This is a genomic window from Cyanobium usitatum str. Tous (assembly GCF_003011885.1).
Classification (GTDB): domain Bacteria; phylum Cyanobacteriota; class Cyanobacteriia; order PCC-6307; family Cyanobiaceae; genus Cyanobium_A; species Cyanobium_A usitatum.
This window is the reverse complement of record NZ_PXXO01000006.1, coordinates 135,934-150,514: the sequence shown is the minus strand read 5'-3', so window position 1 is coordinate 150,514 and position 14,581 is coordinate 135,934. Positions and strand designations below refer to the sequence as shown.

Here is a 14,581-nt window from a genome sequence, read left to right as displayed (position 1 = left end):
CAACCCTTAGCAGGCCATGATCGCCCAGCAATGGACCGCACCCGACCCCCGTGTCTGTGGCCGAAAGCGAGCCCCGCGACCAGCTGAGGTTGCAATCGATCGGTTGGGCCCTGGCCGCCGGTGCCGTCGCGGGCCTGCCAGAGCTGGTGGCAGCAGGGCTGGATCCGGCCCTGCGCTCGGCGGGCTGCGGCTTTTTCTATGGCCTGCTGGCCTTTCACCTGCAACGAGTCGACCCCGACGACAGCCACCTACAGGCGGGGTTGGTGGGTGCGGTGTGTGGAATTCGCAGCCTCGGCAGTCCCCTAGAGCTGACATCGGGCCTACCAGCTGTGATGATGGCGCTGATCCGCGGGTGGCTGCCGCTCTGGCTGCCGCTGATCGGCAGCGCTTTGGTGCTGCATTCAGCGCAGCGCTTGGCACCACGCCTCCTGCCCGCCCGACGGCCGTAAGGCCGGGTTCATGAGCCTGCTGCACGCCACCTGGCTGTTTCCCCCCGAGGGTTCGGGCGGCCGCCTATTCCTGTGGGCCGACACCTGGCGGGTGGCGACCCCTGCCGTGCCAAAGCTGGAGGCCCCAGAGCACCCACTGGCCCTCAACGAAGACGACCTGGCCACCTGGCTCGACGACAACGGGCTGTGGTCGGAGGCCCTGCGCCCAGCCCGGGCCACCCTGACCCTGCCCAGCCGTAACCAAGCCGCCAAGGGCCGCCGCACCAGTGCCAGCACCTGGAGCGGCCTGCCCCTGCAGGCCGGCGAACCGATTCCCAAACAGCTCGAATGGTGGCCCTGGCAGGTGGAGGGCTGGGCCCTCGATGCTGCCAACGCGGGCGAATGGCTCAGCCAGATACCCCTGGCTGGTGAGCACCCGGAGATGGCCGATGAGCTGCGCTGGTGGAGTCACCTACAGCGCTGGGCCCTGAGCCTGATCGCTCGCGGCCGCTGGCTGCCCCAGATCGCCGAGGGCAAGGCCCGCTGGCTGCCCCTCCTCAACCGCGAAGACGACCGCCGCCGCCTCGAAGACCTGGCCAGCGGCCTGCCCCAGGTGGCCACCTGCGCCCTGGCCGCAGGCCCCAGCGGTGACCCCTCCCTGGCCTGCCGCCGCCCCGGCAGCGGGCGCCTGCGGGTGGCCAGCCTGCTGGAAGCCCTGCTCGATGGCCAGCTGCGGGTGGGCTTCAGTGCCAGCGCAGGCGGGCTCGATCCCTTGCTGGCGGCCTGGCAGAAGGCCCTGGGCAAAGGCGATGGCAGCCTCAGCCTGGGCGAGGAGGAGCTGGAGCGCCTCAGCATCGCCACCCACCACTGGCGTGAAGGGGTGGCGGGCAAGGTGGAGCCAGCCCGCACCTGCCTGGAGCTGTTCACCCCCGCCGAGGGCGAGGAGCTCTGGGAGCTGCGCTTCGGGCTGCAGGCGGAAGCCGACCCGAGCCTGCGGGTGCCCGCCGCCGCCGTCTGGGCCGCCGGTGATCGGGGCATGCAGATGGGTGAAGTGGCCGTGCCCCAACCGAGCGAGCTGCTGCTTGAAGGCATGGGCCGGGCCCTGACGGTGTTTGAACCGATCGTGCGGGGGCTGGATTCGGCCACCCCGGAAACGATGCAGCTCACGCCAGCCGAGGCGTTTGTGCTGGTGCGCACCGGCGCCCACCAGCTGCGCGATGTGGGCGTGGGTGTGGTGCTGCCGGCCAGCCTCGCAGGGGGCCTGGCCAGCCGGTTGGGCCTGTCGATCAAGGCCGAGCTGCCTGAGAAATCGCGCGGCTTCACCTTGGGCGAAACGCTCACCTGGGAATGGGAATTCATGATCGGCGGCGTCACCCTGACCCTGCGGGACCTGGAGCGCCTGCAGGCCAAGCGCAGCCCGCTTGTGCAGCACAAGGGGGCTTGGATCGAGTTGCGTCCCGCCGACCTGCGCAACGCCGAGCGTTTCAGCGTTGCCGATCCGGGCCTGAGCCTCGACGACGCCCTGCGGCTCACCGCCAGCGACGGCGACACCTTCCATCGGCTGCCGGTGCACCGCTTCGATGCCGGCCCCCGGCTGCAGGCCGTGCTGGAGCAGTACCACCAGCAGAAAGCACCCGACCCCCTGCCCGCCCCACCTGGCTTCTCTGGCCAGCTGCGGCCCTATCAGGAGCGGGGCCTGGGCTGGCTGGCCTTCCTGCACCGTTTCGACCAAGGCGCCTGCTTAGCCGACGACATGGGCCTGGGCAAAACGATCCAGCTGCTGGCCTTCCTGCAGCACCTCAAGGCCGAAGACGAACTCAAACGACCGGTGCTGCTGGTGGCGCCCACCTCGGTGCTCACCAACTGGAAGCGCGAAGCCCACGGCTTCACCCCCGAACTGCTCGTGCGGGAGCACTACGGCCCGCGGCGACCGAGCAGCCCCGAGGCTCTCAAAAAAGCCCTTAAGGGCGTGGATCTGGTGCTCACCAGCTACGGCCTGCTGCAGCGTGACAGCGAGCTGCTCGAAAGCATCGACTGGCAGGGGGTGGTGATCGACGAAGCCCAGGCGATCAAAAACCACACCGCCAAACAAAGCCAAGCGGCCCGGGACCTGGCCCGCCCCAGCCGCGGCGGCAAAGGGGGCAGCCGCTTCCGGATTGCCCTCACCGGCACGCCGGTGGAAAACCGCGTCAGCGAGCTGTGGGCGCTGATGGATTTCCTCAACCCCAAGGTGCTCGGCGATGAGCCCTTCTTCCGCCAGCGCTACCGGCTGCCGATCGAGCGGTACGGCGACATGTCGTCGCTGCGGGATCTCAAAAGCCGGGTGGGGCCGTTCATCCTGCGGCGCCTCAAAACCGACAAATCGATCATTTCCGACCTGCCGGAGAAGGTGGAGCTCAATGAATGGGTGGGCCTGGCTCCCGAGCAGAAGAAGCTCTACAACAAGACAGTCGACGAAAGCCTCGATGCCATCGCCCGGGCACCGCTGGGCCAGAAGCACGGCCAGGTGCTGGCCCTGCTCACCAAGCTCAAGCAGATCTGCAACCACCCGGCCCTGGCCCTGAAGGAAAACGCCGAGGCCGTGCTGGCAAGCGGCAACGGCAGCTTCAGCAGCCGCAGCGGCAAGCTGCAGCGGCTCGAGGAGATCCTCGAGGAGGTAATCGAAGCGGGCGACCGGGCGTTGCTGTTCACCCAGTTCGCCGAATGGGGGCTACTGCTCAAGGCCCACCTGGAGCGCAAATGGCGCCAAGAGGTGCCGTTCCTCTACGGCAGCACCAGCAAAACCGAGCGCCAGGCGATGGTCGATCGCTTCCAGGACGACCCCCGCGGCCCCCAGCTGTTTTTGCTGTCGCTCAAGGCCGGTGGTGTGGGCCTCAACCTCACCCGGGCCAGCCACGTCTTCCACATCGACCGCTGGTGGAACCCGGCCGTGGAAAACCAGGCCACCGACCGGGCCTACCGGATCGGCCAACAAAACCGGGTGCTGGTGCACAAGTTCATCACCAGCGGCTCGGTGGAAGAAAAGATCGACCGCATGATCAAGGAGAAGTCAAAAATGGCTGCAGAAATCGTCGGCTCCGGTGAAGACTGGCTCGGCGGCTTTGATGTGGGCCAGCTCAAAGATCTAGTGGCCCTGAGCGAAGAGGATTGAAACCATGACCCTCACCCCCACTACCTACGCCAGCGCCATCAACACCCAGCTCGGCGACCAGGGCCTGGCCCAGCAGCCCTGGTGGGTGGAGCAGTGGATGGAGCTGATCAACTCCTACCGCTTCAAAAAGCGCCTGGAGCGCGCCTGGGAGTATGCCCGCAGCGGCAATGTCACCTCGATCCGCTTTGAGGGGCGGCGAGTGCATGCCCGGGTGCAGGGCACCGACGAGGAGCCCTACAAGGTGAAGCTCTGGCTCGACGTGCTCCACGACGACGACTGGAACTACGTGCTCGACGCCCTCACCCAGAAGGCGCGCTGGTCGGCCCAGCTGCTAGCCGGCGTCATGCCCCAGGACATCGAGCGCGCCTTCGCGGCCAGCGGCAAGCGCCTGTTTCCGTTCAAGTTGCAGGAGGTGCGCAGCGAGTGCAGCTGCCCCGATAAGGCCAACCCCTGCAAGCACGTCAGCGCCGTTTACTACCTGATGGGCGATCGCTTCAGCGAAGACCCCTTCGTGTTGTTCCAGCTGCGCGGCCGCACCCGGGCCCAGCTGCTGGCCGACCTGGCCAAGCGGCGGCGCAAGGCGCTGGCAAAACAGGCCAGACAGGCTGCAGCCAAACAGGGCTCCCAGCCGGTCGCCGCAGTGGCGCTGCAGCCGGTGCATCCAGCCATCAAGGACCCAAACCGCTGGTGGCGCTACGGCGCAGCCCTCGATTCGGATCTGGTCGTGATCACACCAGCCCTGGAGGGCGACACCGGCCTCGATGCCGCCGGTCCCCTGCCCCTGGCAGAAGAACCCCGCTTCCCCGAGGCCAATCTCCACTTCCTGGAGCACCTCAAGGCCCACGGCCAGCAGCTGGCGGCCCTGGCCATGGCCAAGGCCATGGGTCCGGCCAACGGTGATGACAGCTGAGCCCCTAAGTCCGCCCCCCTGGCTGACGCCGGCGGCCCAAAGCCTGGCCCTGTGCCTGCTCAGCAATTACCAGCGCGCCTTCGGCACCCCCCTGATCGCCTGCCTAGCCGCCGACGCCTCGCCCCTGCTGGTGGCCCAGGAGCTGTTTGCCGCCGAGCTGGTGCTGCTGGCCCATGACGGCGCCGATCCCAGCAGCGAGCCAGGGCCAAGGCTGATCTATGCCAACCGGGCGGCCCTGCGCCTGTGGCAGCGCCCCTGGCCCGAGATGGTGGGCATGCCATCGCGGCTCACCGCCGAGCCAGCCGAGCGGGCCAGCCGCCGCCAGGCGTTGTTGGCAGCCCAAGCCAAAGAAGCGATCTCGGGCTACCGGGGCATCCGCATCGACAGCCGCGGCCGCCGCTTTGCCATCGAAGCCGCCCGCCTCTGGACCCTCCGAGATAGCTCAGGCCAACCCTGCGGCCAAGCCGCCCGCTTCAGCCGCTGGTGGCTGTTGTGAGGGCGTTGCTGTTGTGAGGGAGTTTCTGTTGTGAGGGCATACCTGTTGTGATCGCCACCATCCCAGCGCCGCCGCCCCAACTACCCGCCGAGCTAAGGCCCCTGCTCACAACCCTGCAGCAGCGGGGTTTTCAGGTGCGGCTGGCCCCGCCGCCAGTGCCCGGCAGCTACGGGCTGTTCCAAGCCAAAACGCGCACCCTCTGGATCGCGCCGGTGGCCTTCGAGCTGGGCATCGGCCGCCAGGTGTTCCTGCATGAGGCCATTCACGCAGCCCAGAGCTGTCCCACCGGCGTGCTCCAGCCCTTGGGCTGGAGCGTGCGGCTCAACCCGGTGGTGGAGCAGGAGATCAGCGGCATCCTCACCACCCGCTACCACCACGGCAACCGGCAACTGGAGCGGGAAGCCTTCAGCGTGCAGGGCCATCCCGACGCCATCGGCCGGGTGATCGCCGCCTTAAAGCAGCGCTGCCGGTTGCCCCTACCTGCCAGTGGTGCCAACCGAACGGGGCCGTAAGGGCCGAACCAAAACGGGCGGTCTGCCCCCTGCCATCGCCCGGCTGGCCGCAGCACATTGGCTGTGTCCCGGAGAACATCCGATGCTCACCCTGCACCAACATCCCTTCGAGTTACTCGAGCAACAACTGCGCGCTGCCGAGCGTCCCGCCGCCGAACGAGTGCCGGCCGCCGAGGTGCACGAAACCGATGCCGCCTACGTAATCGCCCTGGAGCTTCCCGGTGTCGATAAGACCTCGATCGACGTCAAGGCCACAGACCGCAGCCTGGTGATCAACGCCGAGCGCCGCCAGCCGAGCCCCGATGGCTCTTCCCCGGTCGCCAAACAGGCCTCCTTGATCAGCGAATTCCGCTACGGCACCTGGAGCCGCAGCTTCCGCTTTCCCGGTGGCATCAACCGTGAAAGCCTGCAAGCCCACTACCGCGACGGCCTGCTCACCGTGACGGCACCTAAGGCCCAGAACCTCACCACCGTGCAGGTGCAGGTGGAGGGCTGATCAGGGCCGAGCGGACACGAGAGAAGAGACCCCTCCCAGGCCCGGCCCACCCGCCGGGCCTTTTTTGTGGGCGGGCTTCCTAAAGTTGGGCAAATTGCGGATCGATCCATGGTTGGTGCCGTCGCAACCGCAGCCCGGCTGAGCCTGCAATGCGAGCCGATCGGACCGGACACCACCACAATCCGCTCGCTCGACTGGGACCGCAGCCGCTTCGATATTGAGTTTGGCCTGCGCAACGGCACCACCTACAACAGCTTCCTGGTGCGGGGCGCGCGCACAGCCCTGATCGACACCAGCCACCTCAAGTTTGAGGACACCTGGCTGCCGCTGCTGGAGCAGCAGATCGACCCGCTGGCGATCGATCACCTGATCGTGAGCCACACCGAGCCCGACCACTCGGGACTGATTGGCCACCTGCTCGACCTCAACCCCGAGATCGAGATCGTGGGCTCCAAGGTGGCGATCCAGTTTCTTGAGAATCAGGTGCACCGGCCCTTCAAAAGCCGGGCGGTAAAAAGCGGCGAAGAGCTCGATCTGGGCACCAACCCCACCAGTGGCGTGGCCCACCGCTTCGAGTTTCTCAGCGCTCCAAACCTGCACTGGCCCGACACGATCTTTTCCTTCGACCACGGCACCGGCATCCTCTACACCTGCGATGCCTTCGGCCTGCACTACTGCTCCAAGGAGCTGTTCGACACCGATCCCGGCGCCATAGCCCCCGATTTTCGCTTCTATTACGACTGCCTGATGGGCCCCAACGCCCGCAGCGTGCTGCAGGCGTTGAAGCGCATGGATGGCCTGCCCGAGATCAGCACAGTGGCTGTGGGCCATGGGCCCCTGCTGCGCCACCACCTCGGCCTGTGGTTGGGCGACTACCGCGAGTGGAGTTCAGAGCGCAGCAGCGGCGAGGACTATGCGGCGGTTTGCTATCTGAGCCAATACGGCTTCTGTGACCGGCTCAGCCAGGCGATTGCCCGCGGCATCGGCAAGGCCGGCGCCGCAGTGCAGCTGGTGGATCTGCGCGCCACCGACGCCCAGGAGCTCAGTGCCCTGATCGGTGAAGCCAGCGCCGTGGTGGTGCCCACCTGGCCAGCCCGGCCCGATGCCGAGCTGCAAGCTTCGATCGGCACATTGTTAGCGGCCCTCAAACCGAAGCAGTGGGTGGGCAGCTACGACGCCTTCGGCGGTGACGACGAGCCGATCGACACCGTGGCCAGCCAGCTGCGCAGCCTCGGCCAGAAGACCGCCTTTGAACCGCTGCGGGTGCGCCAGGTGCCTGGCGGCAACGACTATCAGCGCTGCGAGGAAGCCGGCACCGACCTAGGCCAGCTGCTCACCAAGGAGAAGACAATCGCCGCGATGAAGTCTCTCGATGCCGATCTCGACAAGGCTCTGGGTCGCCTATCCGGGGGGTTGTATGTGGTGACGGCGCGGCAGGAGACACCGGAGGGCACGCGCAGCTCGGCGATGGTGGCCAGCTGGGTTAGCCAGGCAAGTTTCGAGCCCCCCGGCCTCACGGTGGCGGTAGCCAAAGACAGGGCCATCGAGGCGCTGCTGCAGGTGAACGATCGCTTCGTGCTCAACATCCTGCGGGAGGACAACCACCAGGAGCTGCTGCGCCATTTCCTCAAGCGCTTCCCGCCAGGAGCCGACCGCTTCGCCGGGGTAAGCACCCTCGAGGGCGCCGCCACGGGCGGCCCGGTGCTCGGTGATGCCCTGGCCTACCTGGGCTGCCGCGTGGTGCAACGCCTCGAAGGCCCCGACCACTGGATCATTTACGCCGAGGTGGAGCAGGGGAACGTGGCCGACACCGAAGCCAGCACCGCCGTGCACCACCGCAAAGTCGGGAACCACTACTAATGGCCCGCCAAGTCATCCAGCTCCCCATCGAGCCGGGGCTGATCTGCCTCAAGGGGCTGAGCCCCAACCGGCTGCGCTTCGAGGTGGAATACGGCCTGGAGCGCGGCACCACCGCCAACAGCTTCCTGTTCCAGGAGGTGCCCCTGCTGGTCCATCCCCCCGGCGCCTCCTTTGCCGAGCCCTTCCTAGCAGAGCTGGCGAAGCTGGTGCCAGCCGAGGCCCCCTTGAAGGTGGTGGTGGGTCACGTCAACCCCAATCGGGTAGCCCTGTTGCACCAACTGGCGGCCCGCTGGCCCAACCAGCTGCTGGTGAGCTCCAACACCGGCGCCAAGCTGCTCGAAGAGCTTTGGAACCTGCAGAAACCGGTCGCCCCCGGCAGCGAGACAACCCCCGAGCCGATCCCAGCGCTACCTCGGATCGATGTGGTGAAGCAGGAGGCCAGCCGCAACCTCGTCGACGGCCACGTGCTGCGCCTGATTCCCACCCCCACCCCCCGCTGGCCCGGGGCGCTGATGGCCTTCGAGGAGACCAGCGGCCTGCTGATGAGTGGCAAGTTTTTCGCGGCCCACCTCTGCAGCGAAAGCTTCGCTGAGGCCAACCGCAGCAGCAGTGAGGAAGACCGCCGCTACTTCTACGACTGCCTGATGGCACCGATGGCGCGCCAGGTGGAGTCGGTGGTGGAGCGGCTCGAAGCCCTCGACATCCGCACCATTGCGCCCGGCCACGGGCCGGCGATCAGCGAGAGCTGGCGCAGCCTCCTCAACGATTACCACCGCTGGGGCGCAACCCAGGAGCGGGCGCGCCTTTCGGTGGCACTGCTGTTTGCCAGCGCCTACGGCAACACGGCCGCCATCGCCGATGCCCTCGCCCAGGGGGTCGCCCGCACCGGCGTGCGGGTGGAGAGCATCAACTGCGAGTTCACGCCACCTGAGCAGCTGCTGGCGGCGATCCGCAGCTGCGATGCGATTTTGATCGGCTCTCCCACCCTTGGCGGCCATGCCCCCACACCGATCGTGTCAGCCCTGGGCACGGTGCTAGCTGAGGGCGACCGCAGCAAGCCGGTTGGGGTCTTTGGCAGCTTTGGCTGGAGCGGTGAAGCCCTGGATCTGCTGGAGAGCAAGCTGCGCGATGGCGGCTTCCACTTCGCCTTTGAACCGATCAAGGTGAAGTTCAGCCCCGATGCGGCCAGCCTCAAAGCCATCGAGGAAACCGGCACCGCCCTTGGCCGCCAACTGCAGAGCGAACAGCGCAAGGCGCAGCGCCGAACCGCCAGTGGCGGACTCAGCGAGAGCCGCAGCAATCCAGCAGTGCAGGCCCTGGGCCGGGTGGTGGGCTCCCTTTGCGTACTCACCACCAGCAAAGGGGAGGGCGGCAACCGCCTCAGCAGCGCCATGGTGGCCAGCTGGGTGAGCCAGGCCAGCTTCTCACCGCCTGGCTTCACTGTGGCCGTAGCGAAAGACCGGGCGGTGGAGGCCCTGCTGCACGTCGGCGATCGCTTTGCTCTCAACGTGCTGGCCGCAGGGCGTGAAAACGGTCCGATGAAGCAGTTTTTGCAGCCGTTTGCCCCAGGCGCCGACCGCTTCGCCGGCCTGGAGCTGGAGCACAGCCCCAGCGGCCAACCGCTTCTACCGGAGGCCCTGGCCTGGCTGGAGGCCACGGTGCAGCAGCGCATGGAATGCGGCGACCACTGGCTGCTGTATGCCCAGGTGAGCCAGGGCGGCGTGCTCGACGCCAGCGCCACCACGGCCGTGCACCAGCGCCGCAGCGGCGCCAACTACTGAGAGCCGCAAAGCCCGTGGCCCCGGAGTCACGGGGCCACGCAAACACAGCTAACTCATAGTCGTATCGGCTACGGACAAGCTAAACTCCCCACCAATTACTACACCTGCCAAGCCATGGATATCGCCAAGCCCAGCACCAAGGCCAATCTTGAAGCCGCTTTTGGCGGCGAGAGCATGGCCAATCGCAAATACCTATTTTTCGCGGAGGTGGCCAAGCAGGTCGGCAACCCCGAGCTGGCCAAGCTGTTTCGCGACACCGCCGCCCAGGAAACCGAGCACGCCTTCGCCCACTTCCGGCTGCTCCATCCCGAACTCGTCATCGACGATCCCGCCAACCTCTCCGGCGAGCAGAAGCAGGCCCTGCTCAGCCGCTGCCTGGAGCTGGCGATCGAGGGCGAAACCTACGAATACACGACCATGTATCCGGAGTTTGCCGCCCAGGCCCGCACCGATCGCGATAGCGAAGCCGCAGCTGAATTCAAGGAGCAGATCGACGAATCACAGCAGCACGCCGGTATCTTTCGCACCGCCGCCAAAAACTTCGGCCTGCTGACGCCGATCGAGCAGCACCACGCCGAGCGCTATGGCATCGCCCTCGAAGCCCTGCAGGGCAAGGGGGTGGCAGGAGAGGCAGATGAGCCCGTAGCGGGCAAGTGGATCTGCAAACTGTGCTCGATGATTTACGACCCCACAGCAGGCGACCCCGATTCCGGCATCACTCCGGGCACCCCCTTTGAGGCGATCCCCGACGACTGGCGTTGCCCGATCTGCGGCGCCCGCAAGGCCAGCTTCGTGCCCTACCGGGAGCCCCAACTTCTGGGTGTTTAATACCCCAACTGGGCTGCAATTTTTGTAGCCCAGAACACTATCTCAACCAATTGCTACGTCGAAAAGTCCAGAGCAAAAACCCCGTTAAGCAATGGGGTTTCAGGGTCTAGGCCTAGATCCGCGCAGACCGTTTGCAGGGTGTAAAGGCAATCCCAAAGTAATTCAGTAAACGGCCGCGAATTTGCCGCCAGCCCGCTGCAATAGCTGCAGTTTTGACCCCAAGAATGGCCAGCGCCAGCACCGCTATCGCCTCAACTAGCAACTATCCCCTCGGGGTGCGGGCAACGGTGCGTTATCGGGGGTTCGTGCTGATCCCCCAGGCCGATTTCACCTGGCTGGTGCGCCCCGAGCGAAGTCCCATGCATCTGCTGCCATTTCGGGCACCCGCCAGCTCCCTAGCTGACGTCAAAGCCCTAGTTGATTGGCGCTTGGGCGAAGCAATTTAAGCGGCTTGATTTAGCCAAACCCAACTTCAAGCTGCCTGGGGAGGTGGCGTTGGGTCGTGGTGGATGTGAAAAGGCAGCACCAGGGTGGCCCAGTGATCGGGACGCTGGGGACGGGGACGGCGGGAGCGACGCACACCAAAAGGAACACGCACCACGTTGGTGCCCTCCACCCGCAGCACCTGGCCCGTTCCTGTATCAGTTCCGTCGTTGCTGCCCTTCATGGTCCCGAGAATGAATGGCTAAAGCGCTGATTGTGCCTGTTAACAGGCGTCAAGCCCGCACAGTGTGCGCCATGACGGCACTAATGAACAGTGGCAGCTGGTACCACTTGGGCCAGTTCCTGCTCTGCCAGCTCCTGCCCTGCCAGCTCCTCCATGCTCGGGCAGGTGCACACCAGGTTGCGATCGCCGTAGGCGTTGTCGATCCGGGCCACCGCCGGCCAAAACTTCGCTTGGCGCTGATCCTCACCAGCCGGAAATGCCGCCTGCTGGCGGGTATAGGGCCGATCCCAGTGGTCAGCAGTCACGGCAGCCAGGGTGTGGGGGGCTCGCTTGAGGGGGTTGTTGAGGGGATCGGCGCTGCCGGCCTCCAGCGCCGCGGCCTCCTGGCGGATCGCCACCATGGCCGCGCAGAAGCGGTCGAGCTCAGCGAGCGACTCGCTTTCCGTGGGTTCCACCATCACCGTGCCCGCCACTGGCCAGCTCACCGTGGGGGCATGGAAGCCGTAGTCCATCAGGCGCTTGGCCAGGTCATCGACCTCCAGGCCGCAGCTGCGCTTGAGCGGCCGCAGATCGAGGATGCACTCGTGGGCCACGCGCCCGCCAGCGCCCCGGTAAAGCACGGGGAAATGGGGCTCCAGGCGCTCGGCCAGCAGGTTGGCGGCCAGCAGGGCAACCTGGCTGGCCTGGCGCAGGCCCGCACCTCCCATCATGCGGATATACATCCAGCTGATTGCCAGAATCGAAGCACTGCCCAGGGGTGCCGCAGCCACGGGCCCCACCCCGCCAGCCTGGCCAGGGGCACCCGGCAAGAAGGGCAGTAGGTGGGATGCCACCGCAATGGGGCCCACACCGGGGCCGCCGCCGCCGTGGGGAATGCAGAAGGTCTTGTGCAGGTTGAGGTGGCAGACATCGGCGCCGTAGAGACCCGGCTTGCACAGGCCCACCTGGGCGTTGAGGTTGGCGCCATCGAGGTACACCTGGCCGCCGCGGGCGTGCACCAGCTCGCAGATACGGCGAATAGCCGGCTCAAACACGCCGTGGGTGGAGGGATAGGTGACCATCAGCGCCGCCAGCTGCTCGGCGTGGGCAGCTGCCTTGGCCTCCAGGTCGGCGAGATCAATGTTGCCGGCCTCATCGCAGGCCACCGCCACCACCTGCAGGCCGGCCATCACGGCGCTGGCTGGGTTTGTGCCATGGGCACTGGTGGGAATCAAGCAAACGGTGCGATGGGCGTCCCCTTGGCTGCGGTGCCAGGCCCGGATCGCCAGCAGGCCGGCATATTCCCCCTGGGAGCCGGCATTGGGCTGCAGCGACACACCGGCAAAACCGGTGATCAGCGCCAGCCAGCGCTCTAGATCCGCTGCCAGAAGCTGGTATCCGGCGGCCTGCTCAGCCGGGGCGAAGGGGTGCAGCTGGCTGAAGGCCGGCCAGCTCACCGGCGCCAGCTCGGCGGCGGCATTGAGCTTCATGGTGCAGCTACCCAGCGGGATCATCCCGTGCACCAGCGATAAATCCTTAGCAGAAAGGCGCTGGATGTAGCGCAAAAGCTCGGTTTCACTGCGATAGCGATGGAAGACGCTCTGCCGCAACCAAGGCTGCTGGCGCAGGGGCATGGCCCTACCAGCAGGCGGGCTGTTGCCCAGCTCATGCCAAGGCCCAGCGCACCCGGCCAGCGCCCGCAGCAGCCGCTCCAGCTCCTCGGCGCTGCTCAGCTCATCAAGGCTGATGCCAACGCCATCTTCTGCCTGGTGCAGGTTGAAGCCAGCCGCCAGGGCAGCAGCCACCAGCACCTCGGCCTGATCCGGCGGCAGGGGCAGCCACACCGTGTCAAAACCCTGGCCCGACAACACCGGCAGAGCCAGGGCCTCCAAGCCAGCCACAAGGGCCGCGCGCAGGCTGAGCAAGCGCCGGGCGATCGCCTCCAGGCCATCGGGGCCATGGTGCACCGCATAAAAGCCAGCCATCACTGCCAGCAGCACCTGAGCGGTGCAGATGTTGCTGGTGGCCTTGTCGCGGCGGATGTGTTGTTCGCGGGTCTGCAGGGCCAGTCGCAGGGCCGGCTGGCCTGCCGCATCCAGCGAGCGCCCCACCAGGCGGCCGGGGATCTGGCGCTTGAACTGCTCGCCCGTGGCAAAAAAGCGGCATGGGGACCGCCAAAACCCAGCGGCACCCCCAGGCGCTGGGCGCTACCGACGGCGATATCAGCGCCGAGGTGGCCCACCGGCTCCAGCAGCACTTGGGCCAGGGGATCGATCGCCACAGCCGTGATCACCCCGGCCTGGCGGGCGCTAGACAGCAGCTCGCTGGGATCCCAGAGCCGGCCCTGGCGGCCAGGCAGCTGGATCAGCAAACCAAAAGCATCCGCTGGCAGGGGAGCTGAAGCCAGCGACTCGGCTGCCACCAGCTCAAGCTGGATGCCCAAGGGCTCGGCCCTGGTTTGCAGCACCGCCAGGGTCTGGGGGAACACGGCCCGATCCACAAGAAAGCGGCCGGCCCCGGTGCGCTTGCAGACAGCGCTAGCCATGGCCATGGCCTCAGCGGCGGCGGTGGCCTCATCTAATAAGGAGGCATTGGCGATCGGCAGGCCGGTGAGCTCACTGATCAGGGTCTGAAAATTCAGCAGGGCCTCAAGCCGGCCCTGGGCAATTTCGGCCTGATAGGGGGTGTAGGCGGTGTACCAGGAGGGGTTTTCAAACACCTGGCGCTGGATCAGCGCCGGCGTGGCGGTGCCGTAGTAGCCCTGGCCGATCAAGCTGCGCTGCAGCTGGTTGGCCGCAGCGATCTCGGCAAGTTCAGCCAGGGCCTGGGCCTCACTGCAGGGCTCGGGCAAACCCGCAGCCGAGGCCGCCGGATCTAGAAGCAAATCGGCGGGCACCACCTGGGCGGCCAGGGCCTCGAGGCTGGACGCTCCGAGTTCCGCCAACATCCGCTGCTGCTCAGCGGCGCTCGGACCGATGTGGCGCCCAATAAAGGAAAGGGCTGGTGAGTCCGCAGTGCCCATCAGGCGCCCTGCACCTTGGCGGAGTAGGTGGCCGCATCCAGCAGTCCAGCGAGCTGGGCCGGATCAGCTGGCTGGAGCACCAGCAGCCAACCCTCGCCGTAGGGATCGTTCTGCAGCTCCTCCGGGCTAGCTAGCACCGCCTCATTGCGGGCCAGCACCACACCGCTCACCGGCGCCAGCAGATCTTCCACCGCCTTCACCGATTCAACGCTGCCAAAACTGGCGCCCTGAACAAGGCTGGCGCCCACTGCGGGCAGCTCCACAAACACGATGTCGCCGAGCTGGTCGACGGCGAAAGCACTCAGGCCCAGCCGCAGCCTCTCGCCCTCAGGGCGCACGTATTCGTGGCTGTCGGCATAGCGGCAATCACCGGAGATGGGGAGCGCCATTGCAGAGCAACAAGTACGCGCCATTCTGTCGGAAGTGGGGGCGATAAACGGCGGTGAGATCG

At 66.7% G+C, this 14,581-nt stretch carries 12 protein-coding genes and 1 pseudogene; 10 read left to right on the top strand and 3 right to left on the bottom strand.

The genetic code is table 11. The annotated features are described in order from the left end of the window. Nucleotides 1-50 precede the first annotated feature (50 nt). The 10 genes from C7K55_RS07005 to C7K55_RS13760 all read left to right on the top strand — a co-directional run bounded on the left by C7K55_RS07005 (nt 51) and on the right by C7K55_RS13760 (nt 10,908). Nucleotides 51-449 (top strand): hypothetical protein, encoded by a 399-nt coding sequence (locus tag C7K55_RS07005; protein ID WP_106502706.1) that lies wholly within the window; start codon nt 51-53, stop codon nt 447-449. Nucleotides 450-459: 10 nt separating this feature from the next. After that, a complete protein-coding gene (locus tag C7K55_RS07000; RefSeq protein ID WP_106502705.1) occupies nt 460-3,579 on the top strand; it encodes a DEAD/DEAH box helicase in 3,120 nt (1,039 codons plus the stop codon). A 4-nt stretch (nt 3,580-3,583) separates the two neighbouring features. Next, nucleotides 3,584-4,489, top strand: coding sequence for an SWIM zinc finger family protein (locus C7K55_RS06995; protein ID WP_106502704.1), 906 nt, complete (start codon nt 3,584-3,586; stop codon nt 4,487-4,489). Next, nucleotides 4,479-4,985, top strand: coding sequence for an MEKHLA domain-containing protein (locus C7K55_RS06990; protein WP_106502703.1), 507 nt, complete (start codon nt 4,479-4,481; stop codon nt 4,983-4,985). Before C7K55_RS06995 ends, C7K55_RS06990 begins: the two co-directional genes overlap by 11 nt. Before the next feature lie 47 nt (nt 4,986-5,032). Next, a complete protein-coding gene (locus C7K55_RS06985; protein ID WP_106502702.1) occupies nt 5,033-5,497 on the top strand; it encodes a hypothetical protein in 465 nt (154 codons plus the stop codon). A gap of 82 nt (nt 5,498-5,579) precedes the next feature. Continuing rightward, nucleotides 5,580-5,993: an Hsp20/alpha crystallin family protein gene (locus C7K55_RS06980; RefSeq protein ID WP_106502736.1), complete on the top strand. Its 414-nt coding sequence runs from the start codon at nt 5,580-5,582 to the stop codon at nt 5,991-5,993. A gap of 108 nt (nt 5,994-6,101) precedes the next feature. Next, nucleotides 6,102-7,853: a diflavin flavoprotein gene (locus tag C7K55_RS06975; protein WP_106502701.1), complete on the top strand. Its 1,752-nt coding sequence runs from the start codon at nt 6,102-6,104 to the stop codon at nt 7,851-7,853. Continuing rightward, the gene (locus tag C7K55_RS06970; RefSeq protein WP_106502700.1) at nt 7,853-9,634 is read left to right on the top strand and encodes a diflavin flavoprotein; all 1,782 of its coding nucleotides are present in this window, start codon (nt 7,853-7,855) and stop codon (nt 9,632-9,634) included. The genes C7K55_RS06975 and C7K55_RS06970 overlap by 1 nt, the downstream gene beginning before the upstream one ends. A 114-nt stretch (nt 9,635-9,748) precedes the next feature. Beyond that, nucleotides 9,749-10,462: a rubrerythrin family protein gene (locus C7K55_RS06965; RefSeq protein ID WP_106502699.1), complete on the top strand. Its 714-nt coding sequence runs from the start codon at nt 9,749-9,751 to the stop codon at nt 10,460-10,462. Between the two features lie 224 nt (nt 10,463-10,686). Beyond that, nucleotides 10,687-10,908 carry a hypothetical protein gene (locus C7K55_RS13760; protein ID WP_106502698.1) on the top strand — a complete coding sequence of 74 codons (222 nt, stop codon included), beginning with the start codon at nt 10,687-10,689 and terminating at the stop codon, nt 10,906-10,908. A gap of 26 nt (nt 10,909-10,934) precedes the next feature. Here the strand turns inward: C7K55_RS13760 and C7K55_RS13755 are convergent, their stop codons facing one another. The 3 genes and pseudogenes from C7K55_RS13755 to gcvH all read right to left on the bottom strand — a co-directional run bounded on the left by C7K55_RS13755 (nt 10,935) and on the right by gcvH (nt 14,519). Then, nucleotides 10,935-11,129 (bottom strand): hypothetical protein, encoded by a 195-nt coding sequence (locus C7K55_RS13755; protein ID WP_106502697.1) that lies wholly within the window; start codon nt 11,127-11,129, stop codon nt 10,935-10,937. Between the two features lie 80 nt (nt 11,130-11,209). Further along, nucleotides 11,210-14,130 (bottom strand): annotated as a pseudogene (gcvP, locus tag C7K55_RS06950) (aminomethyl-transferring glycine dehydrogenase). Next, the gene (gene gcvH, locus C7K55_RS06945) at nt 14,130-14,519 is read right to left on the bottom strand and encodes a glycine cleavage system protein GcvH (protein WP_106502696.1); all 390 of its coding nucleotides are present in this window, start codon (nt 14,517-14,519) and stop codon (nt 14,130-14,132) included. Before gcvH ends, gcvP begins: the two are co-directional and overlap by 1 nt. Between the last annotated feature and the right edge of the window lie 62 nt (nt 14,520-14,581).

Bases quoted from the DNA above. Each gene is read 5' to 3' on its own strand.
- C7K55_RS07000 (WP_106502705.1), top strand. From the start codon at position 460: ATGAGCCTGCTGCACGCCACCTGGCTGTTTCCCCCCGAGGGTTCGGGC.
- C7K55_RS06995 (WP_106502704.1), top strand. From the start codon at position 3,584: ATGACCCTCACCCCCACTACCTACGCCAGCGCCATCAACACCCAGCTC.
- C7K55_RS06990 (WP_106502703.1), top strand. From the start codon at position 4,479: ATGACAGCTGAGCCCCTAAGTCCGCCCCCCTGGCTGACGCCGGCGGCC.
- C7K55_RS06980 (WP_106502736.1), top strand. From the start codon at position 5,580: ATGCTCACCCTGCACCAACATCCCTTCGAGTTACTCGAGCAACAACTG.
- C7K55_RS06975 (WP_106502701.1), top strand. From the start codon at position 6,102: ATGGTTGGTGCCGTCGCAACCGCAGCCCGGCTGAGCCTGCAATGCGAG.
- C7K55_RS06970 (WP_106502700.1), top strand. From the start codon at position 7,853: ATGGCCCGCCAAGTCATCCAGCTCCCCATCGAGCCGGGGCTGATCTGC.
- C7K55_RS06965 (WP_106502699.1), top strand. From the start codon at position 9,749: ATGGATATCGCCAAGCCCAGCACCAAGGCCAATCTTGAAGCCGCTTTT.
- C7K55_RS13760 (WP_106502698.1), top strand. From the start codon at position 10,687: ATGGCCAGCGCCAGCACCGCTATCGCCTCAACTAGCAACTATCCCCTC.
- C7K55_RS13755 (WP_106502697.1), bottom strand. From the start codon at position 11,129: ATGAAGGGCAGCAACGACGGAACTGATACAGGAACGGGCCAGGTGCTG.
- gcvH (WP_106502696.1), bottom strand. From the start codon at position 14,519: ATGGCGCTCCCCATCTCCGGTGATTGCCGCTATGCCGACAGCCACGAA.